The following is an 18,028-nucleotide window of genomic DNA, read 5'->3' as shown; positions in this document are numbered from 1 at the left end:
AAAGTCACATAAAAGTGAGTTAGTCTTATTCTCTGTCGCTATGGTTTTCTCGTACATTTAAAAAGGTATACGTGTCTAAAGTAAAGATAAAACAGGAAGAGTCACTTTCGATTAAGTTTATCCATCAGATGGAGCTCGGTGATAGCCGTCGCCTCGATCTGTATTTTTTTCTTCCTAAAGAGATGGGTATTAATCCACAGAGCCTTAATGAGGAGGAGTATTATCACTCCTCGATTACTGGCCGCCGCTCATATTACTCATCAGGTCTACACCTCCCGCTCGTTCAAAGCCGTTTTGTGAGCCAGAAAAAGCGCACCGTTGATGAGTTCAGGCTCTACTTGAACCTGTTTGCCTACCAGTTTTCGGTAGCGATTGAGACCGACAGTAAAGAGTTGGCTCAGGTTGAAGATCTTGAGATCTTTTACGGCTCTCTCGATGAACTGAGTGAGCAGGTGGTGAGCCTGCTGAAGCGATTTAGACGTAATGAGCCAAGTGACGAGAAGTGGAAATCTTACTTTGAAAATGCTGATAACTACCTCTCTTGGTTATGTGAACAGCGTCTGCTCAAGCTACTGGCTCATGCGCCAAGAAGCAGTGATTTCACCGACATTACCGATAAGGTGGTCGCTCTGTGCCGTGCTGAAGCACAATATAGAGAAGAACATAACTACAACTCGACGCAAACTATCAAAGACCCTAACCGTATTGCCAACAAGATGTTGCTTCTGCGCCGCTTAATCCAGCAGGGGGTGGTACTCAAAGAGGAGCTAAAAACCTTAGGTGTAGGCCTTAAGAAGATGACCACGGGGATTGCAACCGGTATGGTGATGCTGGTGGTTTCAGCGCTGATTATTAAGGCTCAGGGCTTTTTCAGCGGCCTGACAATTGCTTTAGTGCTGACCCTTGCGGTGATTTACGGTTTTCGTGAGATCTTTAAAGACGATATTCGTAATGCGATGTGGCGTATTATTCAGCGTGGCCGGCCCCGTTGGAGTCGAATATTAAGCGATACCACTAGTAAAAACACCGTCGCACGTCAGTTAGTCTGGCTTGAGTTCATGCGAAAAAGTGAGCTGCCAGATGCGGTTTCTAAGATCCTTACTAAGCGCCATAGCCAGAATAAAATTGATGCTGAGATTTTTCACTATGGCATTCATACTCGCGTTTCCCAAAAGGACTTCCTAGCGGGATACTCTCGGATCCAAGAGCAGGTTAACTTCAGTTTTGTGCCTTTTGCACGTAACTTAGAGCGCGGTAAGGCCAAGATTTATAAAGAGCAAGACGGCAAAATCAGTAATGAGTCGGTCGAACGTCGCTATCAGGTAAACTTGATTGTGGCCCTGCGAGAGGGGAAGCAAGCCTCACAGTATGCGCGCTACAAGATCACCATGAACCGCTCAGCAATTATTGAGATCACCGAAAGTGACCTGCCTTCCGGTATTGCGGGCATGGAAGAGGCGCCTTTTAAAGAGGAGCTAAAAGTTAAAGAGGAGCTAAAAGCAACAAGCCCTCTTTCTGAGTGAGGGCTTGATATTTTTAGGGGATTAGAGCTTAGGTTATCTGCCGCGTGTAAGCTTGGCAGATATGTTGCTCTCCGGTATGCTTCGCCCGCTTAAGTGCGACTTCGGCATTGGCGATAAACTGCTCCAAATCTTGCCCCGTTTGATAGGAGGCGATACCGATAAAAATACCTTCTCCTAGGCCATTATCATTGAGCTTATTGAGCGTATCTATAGCAAAGTAATGCGCCTGATCTGAGTCAGTATCTGGTAGCACTACAATTAGCTTTCCTAACTGCCAGTGGGACATTTGATAGCGATGGGGCAGATCCCGCAGCAGATGCACCTCCACCTCTTTTTGGCGAGATTCAAGTTGGCCAATGTCACTCATATGACTCAACATACCCTCGGCGCTGATATCTATCATAAGCAAGCTAGAGAAATCTTTGCTTTGTTGAGAGAGGTTATTGAAATACCTTACCAAGTCATCTTTGTGGTTGAAGATGGTGCTTCTGTGTGGCACTAAAGTGCCGCTGTCTTTATTGGTGGGTTTGAGTCTTGCGTGTTCAAAAGAGCAAAGAATGTACTCAAGCTCTCCTGCAGCGTCCAAATAGCCTTTGAGTGTTGCTTGTAAGTAGCTATCTTTTATATGGCCAACCTCAGCAAATACTTGACCTTTCCAAGTTCCTTGGATGATTAACTGTTGAGCGATTTGCGGCCAATGGCTACTGAAGTCTTCACTCAATAGGTGGTTAACGTTTAGTGCTTCGCTATCTTCAATCTGCAGTAACGAATCGAAGGCGTCATTTGACTTAACCACGAGGCCCTTAGCATCGGTCAATACACACGCCATGGGGCCATTGTTGAGTAAGTAGTTTAACATCGCCTCCTTCTGGCTCTGTTTTAACTCGCTAATATCTTCAAAGGTGACCAGCATGTAGTGACGTTTTTTATCTATGCTTACTTCGATACGTACGCGGATTTTTAGCCAAGTGTAGGGCGTCGTCTCAGTATTAAGTTCGCTATACCACTGCTGCTCAGTGTCCATCTTATGTAAGAACTCACTGTACTGATCATCATCTAAATTCAGAATACGTTGTAAGCTGCGATCAGAGAGATCTTCGATAGCCAGGGCTAGTAACTTTGATGCGGCCGGGTTTGCGATGAGTACACGTCCGCTCTCGTTCGCAATGATACAGCCAACGTCACTATCAAATAAGCGATTGGTCATGCCGATACTGAACTCTCGAGAGCGCTGCACTAAGCGATACAGGTGAGCTAAGAAGATCACTAAACTGGCTAATAATGTCAGTAAGATGGCGCCGCCGATGAGAATATTACGCCATTGAGCAAACTTGGCTGCGATATCTTCATTCTTGATGTAAGACACTAAGAAGTATTCGCGACGGGTTTCATATTGGGTCGTTAATTCAACCTTGAGATATACGAAGCTCGCGGCATCACCGTGGAATTGGCCGAAGTTGCTCATTGCCATCTTGCGCCATAACGCTGGGTAGGATTGCTTCAAACTGCCGCCCATGGTCTCAGGCAAGCGGCTAATACTTGGCTCTGATTGTGCTCCAGCATAGAGCAAACCTTGGGTATCTAACATCATAAGCGGTGCTTGCTTGCTAGAGTAAGCAGGCTTTATGCTCGTAAGCATTTTCGACATTGAGTTATAGGTGACAATGTAGCCACGAATACTCTGATTAGGGTTTTCTAGCCAAGCAAACTGATACATATAGGGCTCGAGTTGACCGTTAATTGGGGTAAACTCGAGTGGTGAGGTATAGATCTCATTGCCACCCATATTCCTCTTGGGACCAAGTAATGCGTGCGGAAGACTATCCTGACCAAAATCGTTGCTGGTGGCAAACTTGTACTGACCTTGAGGGTCGTAGAGGGCAATACCGAGAAGCTCTGGAATGTTATCGACCAGAATATCCCAGTTATCAAGCAGCTTGTCTTGGTTTTCTGGGCTGGGCAGGGTGAGGTAATGTTTTAGTAGTTCAGACTTGGCAAACATCTGGGTTCTAAACTGCTGAAAAGAGACTTTATCAGAGATCATGGCACCAACGGCTTGAAGCTCACTATAGCGCTGGGTGGCCCAATCTTCCTGCAAGCGCCTTTCACCTAAGGTGATAATGATGTTAGTCAGGATAATCACAGTCACGAGCAGCATACAGATCTGGCTCACGGCCGCTAAAATGCGCTGTTGAGACCAATGGATCCCTTGGGCATTGATAAGTAAAGGTAATTTGCGCGTCAGCATCGGTTGATTTTTATTGCCGTTATTATGCGCGTCATATTAACACGAATTAACTCCCTCACAATTGTTTGTTGGCCTTTTAATAACAAGATCTTGCAGTGAGATGGTGTTCATTATTAAAGCTGAGAATGAGTTTAGAGTCCTTAGGGAGATTAGCCGACGATATCGAGCTCTCGTTGCTTAAAGGTTGCGCCAGCGGTTTCGACTATTTCGCGGCAGGCATTAATATCGACTCCCTCTAAGCCATTGATTGCTGATATTTGCACATCATCTATGTACTGAGGGGCGAGTTGAATAAACTCGAGTAAAGCAGGGTAGGCACCAGCCAATTTTGGCCGGCAATGCAGTTGATATAGGCCTTCGGTATTGGCGTTGAGTGAAATTGATAGACTATCAACGCAAGTGGCTAGTTCTGGCAAGATATTGCGTCTATGGAACAGGTTGCCAAGTCCATCGGTATTGACCCTGACCGTACCGCCACGCAGTTTAATCTCTTTAGCCACCTCAAGTAGAGTGGTCAAATTGAGAGTTGGCTCGCCATAACCGCAGAATACATATTCATCAAATTCTGATACTTCACCCAATTGTGCAATTAGCTCGTCGGCCTTAGGTTGGCGACTCAGATCCAGTTGATATTGGTGCACCTGTTTACTGCCATTATGTTTGGGGCAGAATTGACATCTTAAGGTGCAGCGACCAGTAATATTTAGGTAGCGACTATCGCGGATATCGTAAACGAGTGTTGGCTGATTATCGGTCATGAGAGCATCTTGTTGAAAATAAGACCGCCAAGCATAACGGTTAACTTGATTGAAATCTGCTTGCTGGATCGGATTCTAATACCGTTGCAGCTATCAAAGATGCATTAAAAAGGGAGGCATTTTGCCTCCCTTTGTTAACTCACCTTTTCGATTTCCGAGTTTATGCTCTCACTCGGTCCTATTTAAGGTGTTAGAACTGAGCTTGTTCATGGTCCGATTTTGGCTGCCACCACCAGTGGAAGAATCGTCTAAAGCCGCGTCTGACATCATCTAAGATGATGTACAGAATTGGCACCAAGATTAATGTCACCACGGTAGAGAATAAAATACCGAATGCCAAAGATGCAGCCATCGGGATCACAATTTGTGCCTGCAGGCTTCGCTCTAGCAGAATGGGGACTAAGCCGACAAAGGTGGTGAGGGAGGTGAGGATAATCGCCCTAAAACGGTAACAACCCGAATCAACCGCAGCCTTGACAATGCTGTGTCCTTCGGCGCGAGCACGGTTAACAAAGTCCACCAAGATCAGCGAGTCATTGACTACCACACCCGCTAGCGCGACGATGCCGCATAGGCTCAAGATGCTCATATTCAGCCCTAGGATGAAGTGACCAAACAGGGCACCGATCATACCAAAGGGGATCACCGACATGATAATCAGTGGCTGACTATAAGATTTCAGCGGAATCGCCATCAGAGCATAGATGGTAAACAGCGCGAAGAAGAAGCCTTGCAGCAAGCTAACTAGGGCGCTCTGTTCATCGGCACTGCCGCCATCGAGTGCGGTAGAGATATTCGGGTATTTAGCCTGAAGTGCTGGGAGGAAATCCTCTTGGATCTCACCAACGACTTTTGATGGTTCAACCTTATTGGTGTCTGCGTTAGCAATAATGGTAATCGCTCGGCGACCATCGACACGGGTAATCGAGGAGTAGGAATCACCCAGTTGCAACTCGGCTACCGTCGAGAACGGCACCGCTGCGCCGCTCGGTGTGCGAATAAGCATATTTTCAAGGTGACCTACGGTGCGGCGCTGCTCTAACGGGTAGCGCACCATCACTTTAACTTCCTCTTTATTACGTAAAATACGCTGGGCTTCGTAACCATAGAAGCCATAACGCACTTGGCGTGCAAGATCTGACAGTGTCAGGCCTAATGCTTCGGCTTCGGGGCGGATCTTTAACTTGATCTCTTGACTACCAGAGGAGAAATTATCTGAAATATCGTACACCCCCTCGTAGCTACGTAGCTTCTGTTTTAGCTCCTCAGAAGCCTTTGATAACTGTTCTAGATTGTTCGATGTCAGTCTAAAGGAGATATCGCCGCCGGCATCATTGGTGCTGGCATTGATATTTAATTTCTTAACCGCGACTAACTCGGGTAACTGTTTACGCCAAGCGCTAGCGATAGCTTCGCCATCGACATCACGATCCTCGCCCTTAGTCAGTTCGGCAAACAGGAAGGCTGAGGTGCGCGAGCTCATATTGATAAAACTGTGCTTGACCACTGGGTAGCCTAGCTCCTCTTCCATCTGAGCATTCATCGTATATAGTGCCTCTTCAACTTCTTGCACGACTTTAAGGGTGTTTTCCTCTGAGCTGCCCTCAGCCATATCAAGACGAACCTGGATAAAGTCAGATGGGATATCTGGGAAGAAGACCCAGCGTACCTGACCACTGAGAACCAGTGCGATAGAGAGGATGAGTACACCGACAAAAACGGCCACCGTGTTGTAACGTTGTACGATACAGCGCTCCAAGAACGGTCGGTATTGGTTATGGATAAAGTATTGCACCTTATCATTCAAACCCGCTTTAAGACGGCCCAGTAGCCCAAGCTCTGATCTGGGCTTGCGCGGTTTCATATGGGCAAGGTGGGCGGGTAGGATAAGCTTTGATTCCACCAAGGAGAACAGCAGACACAAGATCACTATCATGCCGATGGACTTCCAAATAATCCCTTGTGGGCCAGACACCATCAGCATGGGCATGAAGGCGGCAATGGTGGTGAGTACTCCAAAGGTGGCGGGCATGGCCACTTTCTTGGCACCCTTGACGACGTTCTCTAGGGAGTGCCCCTTCTCCTCTATCTCTGTGTAGGCGCTCTCGCCGATGACAATGGCGTCATCCACCACGATCCCCAGCACAAGTATGAAGGCAAACAGGGTCAGCATATTGATCGACAGCGAGAAGGGCTCTAAGGGCATAAACAGCATGGCGCCTAAGAAGCAAACAGGCAGTCCCATCATTACCCAAAATGCTAGCTTAATCTCTAGGAATAGCGCGAGGATAATGAATACTAGCAAGGCACCGTAGAACATGTTCGACAGCATCATGTTCAATCGACCCTTAAGATAATGGGTGAGATCACCCCAAGTATCTAGTTTCGCGCCAGCAGGTAGCGCGTCACGCTTTTGCTCGATGTACGCCTTAACTTGCTCGGAGATATCCAGTGCATTTTGATCATCGACGCTGAGTACTTCGATGATCGCCGCAGGCTGGCCATTAAAGCGGGTATATTCTAGGCGCTCTTCGAAGCTGTCATTAATAGTGGCGACTTGAGGCAACATCACTCGGCTACCGTCTGGGCGAGTGCTGACAACTATCTGAGAGAAGTCTTCGCCAGTATAGGCTTGGCCCTTGGTGCGCAGCAAGATATCGCCATCTTTAGCGCGAATCGAGCCACCGGGAAGATCGATAGAGGAATTTTGTACCGCCTGTGCCACCTGAGAAAAGGTGAGACCATACTCCCTAAGTTTGTCTTCAGACAGCTCTATTCCAATTTCGTACTCGCGTACACCCGTAACTTGAGCGCGGGTCACCGCTGGTAACAAGGCCACTTCGTCACGAATGGTTTTCGCTAGCTCTTTCATCTCTTGCAGAGACTGATCGCCGTAGACCGAAATCCAGATCACATTATTTTCAGGTTTGATACGGAAAATATTGGGCTTCTCAATATTGACCGGGAAGGTGGAGATGGCATCGATGCGCAGCTTGGCTTCATCGAGAATATCTTGTGGATCGTAGCTATCTTCAACCTCAATCGTAACCGAACCCACCCCCTCGCTGGCAACGGAAGAGATCTTCTTGATGCCATTAATATCTTGAATCGCCTCCTCTATCTTAATGTTGATCCCCTCCTCAATTTCTTGAGGGGCGGCGCCTGGGTAGGCTACGGAGATCTGTAGGTAGTTAAGCTCAAACGTGGGGAAAATTTCTTTATTAATAATCAGGGTGCTGAACAGGCCACCTATGATTAAGATCCACATCAATAGATTGGCCGCCACACTATTGCGGGCAAACCAGGCGATAATCCCTTTCTGGGTGTCGATTGGGGCGCTCATTATTGACCACCCGCACTAGCGAGTTGCTCTTCACTGCTCTCACTCTGAGACTCTTGATTAGAGCTAGAATCTTCGCCGACAACTTTGACCATCTGCCCATCTTCGGCATTGACAAGGTTAGTCAGTGACACGCGCTCACCATCGTTAAGGCTGTCCTTGATGTAGACACTGTCCAGATCGGTGCGTACGACATTGACGCTGCGAAGCTCGATGCTGCTATCGCTATTTACAATAGTGACTTGGTTATTTCGTACTAAATGACGTGGTAACTTGACGATACCGTCAACGGTGCGACCTTTAATCACTGCGGTGACAAAGGTGCCGTATTTTAGGGGCAGCTGGCCTTCGACTTGGTTATCACGTAGGTAGGGGTCTTTCACTTCGGCAACCAAGAAAACCATGCGGTTTTCAGCATCGATAACGCCTTCGCTACGCACAATTTGTCCCTGCCAAATGATCTTTCTACCAGCGAGATCGGCGCTTAGACTGACATCGGTATCTGGGTTATCGACCGACTCTAGGTAAGCTAGATCGTTATTCGATAGCGGCAATCTCACCTCGGCTATACGGGTGTCATATAGCTCACCTAAGTTAGTGCCTAGAGTGACATACTGGCCAAGGTCGACGTTGCGCGCCTTAATGATGCCATCGAATGGTGCGCGAATAACGGTTCGTTCAAGGTTGCGCTGTGCGCGGGCAAGGGCTGCTTGCTGGAACTTTACATTGGCTTGTTCTTGCTTTAGTTGTGGGAGGCGTAGACCAAGCTCTGGTGGAATGCCGCCGTCGTAGCCTTTCCAGTCATTTTTTGCCACTTCCCCTTTGGCGCGCTCCTCCTCCAGGGCGGCCTTGGCTTTAGCCAGAGAGGCCTGCGCCTGCATCAGATCCGCCTCGTAATCAGATGGCTCAATAACGGCCAACTCGTCACCTTTCTTTACTACGCCACCGGCAACAAAGTTAGCCGAGATAGACAACATACGGCCCTGTACTTCGGTGACCAGTTGCGTTTTATATTTTGGTGTCACCACCCCGTAGGAGGGCAGGTTGAGTGACACAGTTTGGCGTTTCACTTCGGTGACATCAACAATCGGCACTGGGGCGGTATCGGCTTTCTGCTCAGGGGCTTCCTTGGTACTAATCAGAATTTGAGCGGCGATAATAAAGGCCAGAAGAATAAAGAGAGGAGTCATTCTCCTAAGTATTGTTTTAATTTTATTTATCATCTGATCTGCTTTTCCATGCATAGACTTTTCTAATTGCATAAATTACCAGAGTCAGGGACAAGGCGACATCTTTATTTGTAACAAATATGTTTAAACTTGTAGTGTTGGTGTGAGGTTTACCAAGGGAGTCATTATCAAACTTAAATACTTGGTACCAAGGCGGTTCTCTGACTAAAGTTGTGACTAGTCACGATTGAAATCGTACCGTCTAAGCGTAATATGAAAATCTAACGCGAGCAGATCCACTTCAATGATTCGACTAGGGGAATGACTAATGGATATTAACGGTGACTAATTATGTTTAACGCAATTAAGACTAAATTTCACCCGAGTCACCAAACGCACAAAGAAACACTGATAAAGTTTATTGTTTTACTGGCAATCATTGTTGTTTATTTTGGTTATATGAGCTGGAAATATAATGCGTCTACAGGCTTTGCATTAGCGGTATTGAGTTGGAGTTTCTTTGTATTATGCACCCCCGTTGCAGATGGTGGCTTTCTAATCGCATTTCCAGTGCGCTTACTGTTCAATGTCAGGATGGCCATAACTCAAGTCGTGTTGTGGTTTATTGCCGTTGGGGTCAATGTTTACTTTATCAACTTTTCAGAAAGTACTTATCAATTGACGTTTCTTACCCGACTATTACAACATATTTTGACTCAACCTATTCCTTATTGGAGCATTCTGGCTATTAGTGCACTTGGTACTCTTTTGTCGATCTATTTTGGAGACGAAATGATGGATGTAGTGACACATAAAGACCGAGTAAAGCATCATCAACATGGTTTTAAATACCGCATCCTTTTGGTTGTCGGTATGGGGGCGGTAACCATAACAGCCTATTATCATCTGTTGCGCAGTTTGGGTGTGCATATACCTGGGTAATGGTGATAAAAAAGGCCACGTAAACGTGGCCTTTTAATATTATTGTCGAAAAAGAAGGCTCGTATTTACTTCTTCTTTTTCTTCTTGTTTTTCTTACTGAAGTTTTTACCTTCTGGACCCGCTTTTTTCTTTCCAGGAGGCTTAGCTTCTTTGTTCTTTGGACGCAAGTCTTTAACGAAACGGCGTTTCAGTGGTTGGCCAATATAGCGCTCAATCTTACCTACGACACGGATATCATGGGCTTCAACCAATGATATTGCAGTACCTTTAGCACCTGCACGGCCTGTACGACCGATACGGTGAACATAAGTATCTGCAGAGCGTGGCATATCGAAATTGATCACATGGGTAATACCGTCAATATCGATACCGCGTGCAGCAACGTCTGTTGCTAGTAAGATATTGACTTCACCTTTGGTGAAACGACCCAGTGCTTGGAAACGCGCTTTTTGCTCCATATCGCCGCGCATAAACGCACAAGCGATGCCCTCTTTCTGTAGCAGGCCTTCAAGGCTAGCAACCGCTTCACGGGTCTTAACGAAGACGATGGTGCGCTGAACTTCTTCTTGCTTTAAAAGTGCTGCGAGCAATGCAAACTTATGTGCCTTGTCGTCGGCTAAGTGGATCCACTGATGGATCTTAGCTTTTTCGCTGCGTGGTGCTTCTGCTTCCAGCTTAACTGGGTTGGTTAGTAGCTGATGTGAGAAACGTCCCACGTCGCTGCCTTCGAGCGTGGCAGAGAATAGCATGGTCTGCTTACGGCCAACTGATTCGATTGCAATACTTTCAACGACTGCAGAGAAGCCCATGTCTAGCATGCGGTCGGCTTCATCGATCACCAATACTTCGACTTCTTCGGCGTTGAAGTGCCCCTTGTCTAAGTACTCCATCAAACGGCCTGGAGTGGCAACTAAGATGTCAACGTTCTTCTGTAGTGCTTCCTCTTGAGGACCGTAAGGAACACCACCCGTGATGATGACGGTGTCAAGACCTAGGCCTGTTGCAAGGTGGCTGGCATAACGATGAATTTGGCTAGCAAGTTCACGTGTTGGAGTCAGAATCAATACGCGCGCTCGGCCGCCATATCGACGTGGAAAGTCGATTAGGTGCTGCAACGCAGGCAGAAGAAAGCTTGCCGTCTTGCCTGTACCCGTTGGTGCGCGAGCTAAGATATCTCTTTGCTCCATGGCAACAGGGATTGTTTGCTGTTGTATCGTAGTGGGCTTGTTATGGCCCATTGCTTTTAATGACTCTAACAAACAAGGGTCAAGCTGGAGATCTTCAAATTGCATGCGTGGCATCTCAATAAATAATAGCCGGACATTATAATGCTTATAGAAGCGACTTTAAACGATTAGATCGCCAGATCCTTAAAGCTTTAAATAAAAATCCCTACTCAATAAGCTAAAGGCTTGGCTGTACTGGCCGTTTTTCTGACGAATATAGAGCTGCTGCTCGCTAACACACTCAAACTTACCCTCTACTGTTAACTTGGCTTTAGTATTTGAGTCATCTGTCGTTGCGGGAGTATGACGCAGCACGAGCACTTGTCGGTTCGCTTCTTTTCCCTCAACGCTGGAGGCCATCAATCTTTGACTCAACGTGAGCTTATATTGGCTTAACTTACTTTCAAATAGCTTTATTGACTCGGTAGGCAGAATAAGACTCGCCGCTCCTTGGGGCGCTAGCAGCTGCTTGATGGCACTTAGCAAGGCATCGAAACTTAGGCTATCGGTATGGCGAGCGGTGGCTCTTGAGGCGTCGCTCGATTGTGGCCCACTGGCAAAATAGGGCGGATTACAGATGATATGCTCAAACTGCTGTTGTTGCGCTTGTTGGCAATAGGCTTGGATATCGCAGCAGATAACCTCAAGGCGCTCTGACCAATGGCTGGCATTGAAATTTTGCTGACAGTCTAAGGCGGCATGGCTATCTAGCTCGATGGCGGTAATCTTTGCTTGGCTACGCTGTGCGGCCATTAGGCTTAATAGGCCACTGCCTGCGCCAATATCGAGTATGGTTTTGGCTTGTACTAATGGTGCCCAAGCGCCCAGAAGTACGCCATCGGTGCTGACGGGCATGCCGCAACGGCTGTCATCGACATGAAAGAGTTTGAAGGTAAATGGCATTGCAACAAGAGTTGGTTTGAACTGTTAAGCTAATTGTACGCTAATCAAGCGTATAGCGTAATCAACTAATCTAGGTTTAATTGTTAATGTTTTAAGCACGCTTTAGTTATTATGCATGTAAGTGGTTACTCACGTTGAACTGCTTGCTGGCTATTAAAGCGGATGTGTCGTGTTGTGGGTGCTCATGGGGTGAATGTAAGTAATGGGAATGTTTTGTTGTTATTGTGTTGCTGGTTATATCGAGAATGCTCGTTTTTCCGTATGCCTGCTTGTTTGTTTTTAACGACTCTGTTAATAGTATGCCCCTCTTTGTTGGGTAAAAGCTCAATTTTAGAGAAGGTAAACCAGTTTTAAAGCAATTGAAGCGTTACTTTTTTCGCCGCTGTTCAAAAACTCGCCAAGAATGGGCCCTATTTACCATGGAACTGTGTAAAGTAAAGATTACACATTTTTTTGCTATCAACCTAAGTGGTGCCTTAGGAATGTGATGGCACAAAATAATTAACTAAATAAAATAATGATGGGGCATAAAGTGCAGAATAATCAGATGAGTATTACAGATACGTTAGGGTTGGGTTTTATGACCTTCGCGTTCTTTTTGGGGGCGGGTAACTTAATTTTCCCACCATTAGCAGGCTTTTTGGCGGGCGAAAATATCATCCTAGCTATGCTTGGCTTCCTTATTACTGCGGTCGGCCTTCCTCTCCTGACTCTTATTGCTGTCGCTAAAGCGAACGGTAAAATAATGCAATTGCTGCCTCCCATCGCTGCGACTGCATTAGCTGTCTCTATTTTTATCATTATAGGTCCTGCGTTCGCCGCACCAAGAACTGGACTGGTTGCTTACGAAGTCGGCTTCAAGCCGTTTTTAACTGATACTAGTGCGACCTTTATGATTGCGGGTTTATCACTTAACATCGCGCAGCTTATTTATACCTTAGGTTTCTTCGGTCTATCTATGGTACTGGCTCTGTTCCCAGGTAAGTTACTTGATAGCGTAGGTAAAGTATTAACGCCGATCCTTATCTTATTATTAGTCGGTCTAGCGATCTCTGTGATCGTGATCCCTGGTAGTGATATCGGCGCAGCCGTTGGTGATTACCAAGTAAACCCACTAACTAAGGGGATCTTGGAAGGCTATAACACCATGGATACCTTGGCCTCATTGATCTTCGGTATGTTGATCATCGATATCCTACGTAAGAAAGGCGTCACAGAGCCAAAAGCACAGACTAATTATTTAATTAAAGCGGCCCTGATTGCGGCAGCAGGCTTGGCATTTGTATATGTATCACTATTCTATTTAGGTGCTACAGCAGGCGACTTAGCGGCTGGTGCAGAAAATGGCGGCGTGATCTTAACTAACTATGTTACTGCTAAATTTGGCGCAAGCGGCATGGTGTTATTGTCATCTGTTGTGACACTCGCCTGTTTGACTACGGCTGTGGGTCTTATCAGTGCTTGTGGTGAGTACTTTAACGAGCTACTACCAAAGATCTCTTACCGCCGTTTCGTAGTGCTAGTCAGTATCGTTTGCGCGACTATCGCTAACGTAGGTCTAGCACAGCTTATCAGCATCAGCGTTCCAGTATTGATGACGGTTTACCCAGTGGCTATCGCCTTGGTTGCGGTGACATTCTTAACTGAACGTTTCGCTAATCCAAAAGCGGCTCACCGTATTGTACTGAGTGTTGCACTATTTTTCGGTATCATCGACGGCATCAAGGCTGCAGGTGTTGACGTTAGTGTGCTGAACTTTATGCCATTGCATAATGAAGGCATGGCTTGGTTACTGCCTACTGGTTTGGCAATACTGGCTTGCATGTTGATCAAAAGTAGCAAGCCTAAGACTGAGGTCGTACTGAATTAATAGTGGCTAAACTTTAGCGCATTGAATTTCGTGTAACGGAATTTAATGCGCTACGTCACTCTTATCTTAATCAAATCGTCTAGCTTATTAATGATTAGCTGAATCGATTGCTGTTGTTAATCTGTTGCATTCACTCCTATTGCTAGTGTCAATGTTTGATATTAGTGTCTTGTGTTACCCCCAAACCATTGAAATGTTGCCCTCTTGATGTGAAGTGGGGCTTTGTTGTATTGACTGCTTGTCACCATTGAGTGAATTTGATAATTAGTACGCGCTAATTAATGCTCGTTTACAGAGCGATTCGAATATCATCATGATGGATAGTAAAAAGTGCACAGCAAAAAAATGACGACTGCCGATACATTGGGCTTAGGTTTTATGACTTTCGCTTTTTTTCTAGGTGCGGGTAATTTAATTTTTCCACCTCTTGCAGGCCACTTGGCTGGTGAGAATATGACCTTAGCCATGTTAGGTTTCTTAATTACTGCGGTTACCTTGCCACTGATGACCTTGATTGCCGTTGCTAAGGCTAACGGTAAGATGATGACGCTGCTTCCACCAGTTGTCGCGACCTTGTTAGGTTTAGCTATCTATATCATTTTAGGCCCTGCTTTTGCGTTACCTCGTGCAGGACTCGTTGCCTATGAAATGGGGTTTAAGCCATTTCTTAGCGACTCAGCGGCGACATTTATGCTGGCTGGTGTGACGTTTAATGTGTCGCAGCTTCTTTATTCTCTGCTCTTTTTTAGTTGTGCAATGTTGCTGGCTCTTTACCCTGGGAAACTACTCGATAGTGTGGGTAAGGTACTGACGCCTATTATGCTGTTTCTTTTGGTTATTCTTGCTTTCTCTGTGTTTATGCAGCCTGATGCGCAGATAGGGGGCGCGGTAGGAGAGTACCAATCGAGCCCTTTAGTTAAAGGAATATTGGAGGGTTACAATACCATGGATACGTTAGCTGCCATGGTGTTTGGAATTTTGATCATCGATATTTTACGCCGCAAAGGGGTGAGTGATATTAAAGAGCAGACCCATTACCTTATCAAGGCTGCACTGTTAGCAGCGGCTGGTCTTTCATTTGTCTATTTTTCACTTTTCCATCTTGGCGCTACAGCAGGTGAGATTGCAAAAGGAGCCGATAATGGGGGCGTGATCTTAACCAATTATGTGGCAAATGAATTTGGGGCGTTAGGCCAGATCTTATTGGCGACAGTCGTTACTTTGGCTTGCTTGACTACGGTTATTGGTTTGGTAACGGCTTGTTCTGAGTTTTTTCATGAACAGTTTCCTCGTTGCTCTTATCGCAGCTTTGTTGTGCTCAGCTCCCTTACCTGTGCCACTGTTGCAAATGTGGGCTTGGCGCAGCTTATCAGCATCAGTGTTCCAGTACTCTATACCATCTATCCAGTGATTATCGCTTTGGTTTTTGTGACTCTTTTGAATCAAAAGTTCGTAAACCCAAGGATGTGTCACCGATTTGTACTGGGAGTTGCATTTATATTTGGTTGTATCGATGGACTGAAGGCGTGCGGTATTGATATGAGCCTAGTCGATTTTATGCCACTTTATAGCGAAGGTATGGCTTGGTTACTCCCGACTGCTATCGCCATCGTTGCTTGCATGTTTGTTAAAAAGCCTGCCGAGCAGATAGCGGTTAACTAAAGCTAGCGGTTGTAGCTTTAGATAAAGTGATTCGTTAAAGCTAATAGCCTAAGCCAGTTCGATGGCATAATATTGAGGCGATGCTCTATGAGCATTGCCTTTTTTGTTTATAAGAAGGTTTAAAAGCAGGTGCTAGGAAAAGCAGGTTCTAGACCCTAGGAAAAGCTGAGACGGTAAAAGACGAACGGCCTGCGGCCTTACGAACGTGACTGCGTAACTTACGGAACGCTGCGCTTATGGAAAAGCTTTGAAAGTCAAGAAAGGTTCTAGGCCCTAGGAAGAGCAGAGACGGGAAAGCAAAGACGCTAGAAGCCTGGAAAGGCTGAGACGGATAAAGCCGGAAAAGATAAAGCGGGAAAACCAAAGATAACAGGCTGACGCTTTTGGCTTTTGCTTTTCCTCGCAGCGAAGCGTCCTAGGATCTAGGTCCTTCTTTATTAAATCGTAGGTAGGAATGATAAGTGTCAGATAAGTACACGCCTAATAGCATTATTGATCTGTTTTTAGATGACCTTTGGTCAACCAAGGGCTTAAGTGATAATACCTTAAGCGCTTATCGCACCGATCTGCGTCATCTCGATCGCTATTTACAGTGCCGTGGGGGCGACTTAGTCACCTGTAGCCAGTTTGATATCCGTGACTACTTAGCTGAGCGCTTCGATAAAGGCTTTGCCAAAACCAGTAGCGCTCGCATGATGAGTAGTTTACGCCGTTTTTATGGCTATCTTATTGTAAAGAAACAGATCGATACCGATCCCATGGCGCTTATCGAATCGCCCAAACTTGCTCGTAAACTTCCTGACTCACTGAGTGAAGAAGATATCGACCGTTTGCTGGCGGAGCCTGAACAAGACGATCCTGTTGAGTGCCGCGACAAGGCGATGCTGGAGCTACTGTATGCTACGGGTTTGCGTGTATCGGAGCTGGTGGGACTGACCATGGAGCAATTAAGTCTGCGCCAAGGCCTAGTTCGTATTACTGGTAAGGGGGGCAAGGAGCGTTTAGTGCCGCTCGGTGAACTCGCCGTTACCGAGGTTGAGGATTATCTTAAGTTTGCCAGAGCCGAGCTGCTTAAGGGCAAGCAGAGTGATGTGCTATTTCCCTCTAAGCGGGCGCAGCAGATGACGCGACAAACTTTCTGGCATCGTATTAAGCTCTATGCCCTGAGAGCTGGGATTACTACTGAGCTTTCGCCTCACACTCTCAGGCATGCATTTGCCACTCACTTACTTAATCACGGTGCAGACTTGCGCGTGGTGCAATTACTGCTCGGTCATAGCGACCTATCGACGACACAGATCTATACCCATGTTGCGACTGCAAGGCTGGCAAGCCTGCACAGTGAACATCATCCTCGAGGCTGATTTTCGCAACGCAGTTAAATTGTTTTTATGCTTTGAATGACGAATATTGATTCGAGGCTTGATGAGTCTCAGGTTAGAATTTTGAGTAGATGAAAGCGAAATTGAGCCTACAGAATAACTTTCATTAATTCGCTACTTAATTGAATTATATGATGAGTTTCACGTCTGTATGATTTAGTTACAGCAAATAATTTGCTTTAACTGAATTGAGTCTGTAACTTTTCAGCTCCAGATAAGGTCTAATCATTTATATCTGTCAGTCTGACCCTTACAAAGAGTAGGAAAACTAATGAAGTTCACTCGAACATTTTCTTTGATTGCTGCAATGTTGGTTGCACCAGCAGCTTTCGCAGCATCAAACAGCACAGGCGATGATACCGCAGCGTTGAAGCAGAAGTTAAACGAAGCGTTAAACGTTGAAGTGCTTTCTATGAAGCCATCACCTATCCCTGAGCTATACGAGGCCTTCACTGACCGTGGTGTGTTGTATATCAGCAAAGATGGTTCAAAGCTGTTTCATGGTAATCTTTATGACCTCGATAAGGGTATGAAGAACTTAACCGAGGCGGCGATGGCGGGGCCTCGCGTGGATATGATAAAGCCACTCGAAGACAATATGCTGGTCTACAAGGCAAAAAATGAAAAGTACGTGGTAACTGTATTTACCGATGTAAGCTGTGGTTACTGCCGTAAGCTACATAACGAGATGCAAGAGTATAACGACCTCGGAATTACCGTGCGTTATCTTGCGTTCCCACGTGCGGGCGTTCCATCTGCTAATGCAGACGAGATGGAGTCTGTATGGTGCGCAGCCGATCCACTTAAGGCCATGGGTGATGCCAAAAATGGTAAGGCGATTAAGAGCGCCAAGTGTGACGCTAAAATTGCCGAGCAATATAACCTAGGTCAGGCTATTGGTATTAACGGCACGCCAGCGCTCATTCTTGAAGACGGTACTCTTATTCCTGGCTACCAGCCACCTAAGGCACTGCTACGTACTTTAGAGTCTGTACAGTAATTCAG

General features: G+C 46.2%; 12 protein-coding genes. 6 read left to right on the top strand and 6 right to left on the bottom strand.

What is annotated here, in order from left to right; genetic code table 11:
- Positions 1-71 precede the first annotated feature (71 nt).
- Positions 72-1,523 (top strand): hypothetical protein, encoded by a 1,452-nt coding sequence (locus JMA39_RS04580; RefSeq protein WP_202720641.1) that lies wholly within the window; start codon positions 72-74, stop codon positions 1,521-1,523.
- 28 nt (positions 1,524-1,551) lie between these two features.
- Here JMA39_RS04580 and JMA39_RS04575 read toward each other — a convergent pair whose 3' ends face one another.
- From JMA39_RS04575 to JMA39_RS04560, 4 genes are all read right to left on the bottom strand, one after another.
- Positions 1,552-3,771 carry a PAS domain-containing protein gene (locus JMA39_RS04575; RefSeq protein ID WP_202720640.1) on the bottom strand — a complete coding sequence of 740 codons (2,220 nt, stop codon included), beginning with the start codon at positions 3,769-3,771 and terminating at the stop codon, positions 1,552-1,554.
- Positions 3,772-3,920: 149 nt separating this feature from the next.
- Complete coding sequence (locus tag JMA39_RS04570) at positions 3,921-4,529, bottom strand: TatD family nuclease-associated radical SAM protein (protein WP_202720639.1); 609 nt, start codon at positions 4,527-4,529, stop codon at positions 3,921-3,923.
- 190 nt (positions 4,530-4,719) lie between these two features.
- Positions 4,720-7,860, bottom strand: coding sequence for an efflux RND transporter permease subunit (locus JMA39_RS04565; RefSeq protein ID WP_202720821.1), 3,141 nt, complete (start codon positions 7,858-7,860; stop codon positions 4,720-4,722).
- An 11-nt stretch (positions 7,861-7,871) separates the two neighbouring features.
- Positions 7,872-9,092 (bottom strand): efflux RND transporter periplasmic adaptor subunit, encoded by a 1,221-nt coding sequence (locus JMA39_RS04560; protein WP_202720638.1) that lies wholly within the window; start codon positions 9,090-9,092, stop codon positions 7,872-7,874.
- Positions 9,093-9,389: 297 nt separating this feature from the next.
- Here JMA39_RS04560 and JMA39_RS04555 point away from each other — a divergent pair, with 297 nt between their 5' ends.
- A complete protein-coding gene (locus JMA39_RS04555; protein ID WP_202720637.1) occupies positions 9,390-9,980 on the top strand; it encodes a hypothetical protein in 591 nt (196 codons plus the stop codon).
- A 65-nt stretch (positions 9,981-10,045) separates the two neighbouring features.
- On the opposite strand, the gene srmB is transcribed toward JMA39_RS04555, so the two are convergent.
- Together srmB and JMA39_RS04545 are read right to left on the bottom strand one after the other, a co-directional pair.
- Complete coding sequence (gene srmB / locus JMA39_RS04550; protein ID WP_202720636.1) at positions 10,046-11,272, bottom strand: ATP-dependent RNA helicase SrmB; 1,227 nt, start codon at positions 11,270-11,272, stop codon at positions 10,046-10,048.
- Positions 11,273-11,350: 78 nt separating this feature from the next.
- On the bottom strand, positions 11,351-12,109 hold the full coding sequence (locus tag JMA39_RS04545; RefSeq protein WP_202720635.1) for a tRNA1(Val) (adenine(37)-N6)-methyltransferase: 759 nt from the start codon (positions 12,107-12,109) through the stop codon (positions 11,351-11,353).
- Between the two features lie 520 nt (positions 12,110-12,629).
- On the opposite strand from JMA39_RS04545, the gene brnQ (JMA39_RS04540) reads away from it, so the two are divergent.
- From brnQ (JMA39_RS04540) to dsbC, 4 genes are all read left to right on the top strand, one after another.
- Positions 12,630-13,979, top strand: a complete 1,350-nt coding sequence (gene brnQ / locus JMA39_RS04540; RefSeq protein WP_202720820.1) for a branched-chain amino acid transport system II carrier protein — start codon at positions 12,630-12,632, stop codon at positions 13,977-13,979.
- A 330-nt stretch (positions 13,980-14,309) separates the two neighbouring features.
- Positions 14,310-15,641: a branched-chain amino acid transport system II carrier protein gene (gene brnQ / locus JMA39_RS04535; RefSeq protein WP_244999874.1), complete on the top strand. Its 1,332-nt coding sequence runs from the start codon at positions 14,310-14,312 to the stop codon at positions 15,639-15,641.
- 461 nt (positions 15,642-16,102) lie between these two features.
- Positions 16,103-17,005: a site-specific tyrosine recombinase XerD gene (xerD, locus tag JMA39_RS04530; protein WP_202720634.1), complete on the top strand. Its 903-nt coding sequence runs from the start codon at positions 16,103-16,105 to the stop codon at positions 17,003-17,005.
- A gap of 289 nt (positions 17,006-17,294) precedes the next feature.
- Positions 17,295-18,023 carry a bifunctional protein-disulfide isomerase/oxidoreductase DsbC gene (gene dsbC, locus JMA39_RS04525; protein ID WP_202720633.1) on the top strand — a complete coding sequence of 243 codons (729 nt, stop codon included), beginning with the start codon at positions 17,295-17,297 and terminating at the stop codon, positions 18,021-18,023.
- Positions 18,024-18,028: the final 5 nt, after the last annotated feature.

The sequence above is a fragment of the Shewanella schlegeliana genome, from assembly GCF_016765635.1.
In the GTDB taxonomy this organism is placed as follows: Bacteria; Pseudomonadota; Gammaproteobacteria; order Enterobacterales; family Shewanellaceae; genus Shewanella; species Shewanella schlegeliana.
The sequence above is the reverse complement of the archived record's forward strand: the minus strand, read 5'-3'. Positions and strand labels throughout refer to the sequence as shown.

Bases quoted from the DNA above. Each gene is read 5' to 3' on its own strand.
- JMA39_RS04570 (WP_202720639.1), bottom strand. From the start codon at position 4,529: ATGACCGATAATCAGCCAACACTCGTTTACGATATCCGCGATAGTCGC.
- JMA39_RS04545 (WP_202720635.1), bottom strand. From the start codon at position 12,109: ATGCCATTTACCTTCAAACTCTTTCATGTCGATGACAGCCGTTGCGGC.
- dsbC (WP_202720633.1), top strand. From the start codon at position 17,295: ATGAAGTTCACTCGAACATTTTCTTTGATTGCTGCAATGTTGGTTGCA.
- JMA39_RS04560 (WP_202720638.1), bottom strand. From the start codon at position 9,092: ATGATAAATAAAATTAAAACAATACTTAGGAGAATGACTCCTCTCTTT.
- JMA39_RS04575 (WP_202720640.1), bottom strand. From the start codon at position 3,771: ATGCTGACGCGCAAATTACCTTTACTTATCAATGCCCAAGGGATCCAT.
- brnQ (WP_202720820.1), top strand. From the start codon at position 12,630: ATGGGGCATAAAGTGCAGAATAATCAGATGAGTATTACAGATACGTTA.
- srmB (WP_202720636.1), bottom strand. From the start codon at position 11,272: ATGCAATTTGAAGATCTCCAGCTTGACCCTTGTTTGTTAGAGTCATTA.
- JMA39_RS04555 (WP_202720637.1), top strand. From the start codon at position 9,390: ATGTTTAACGCAATTAAGACTAAATTTCACCCGAGTCACCAAACGCAC.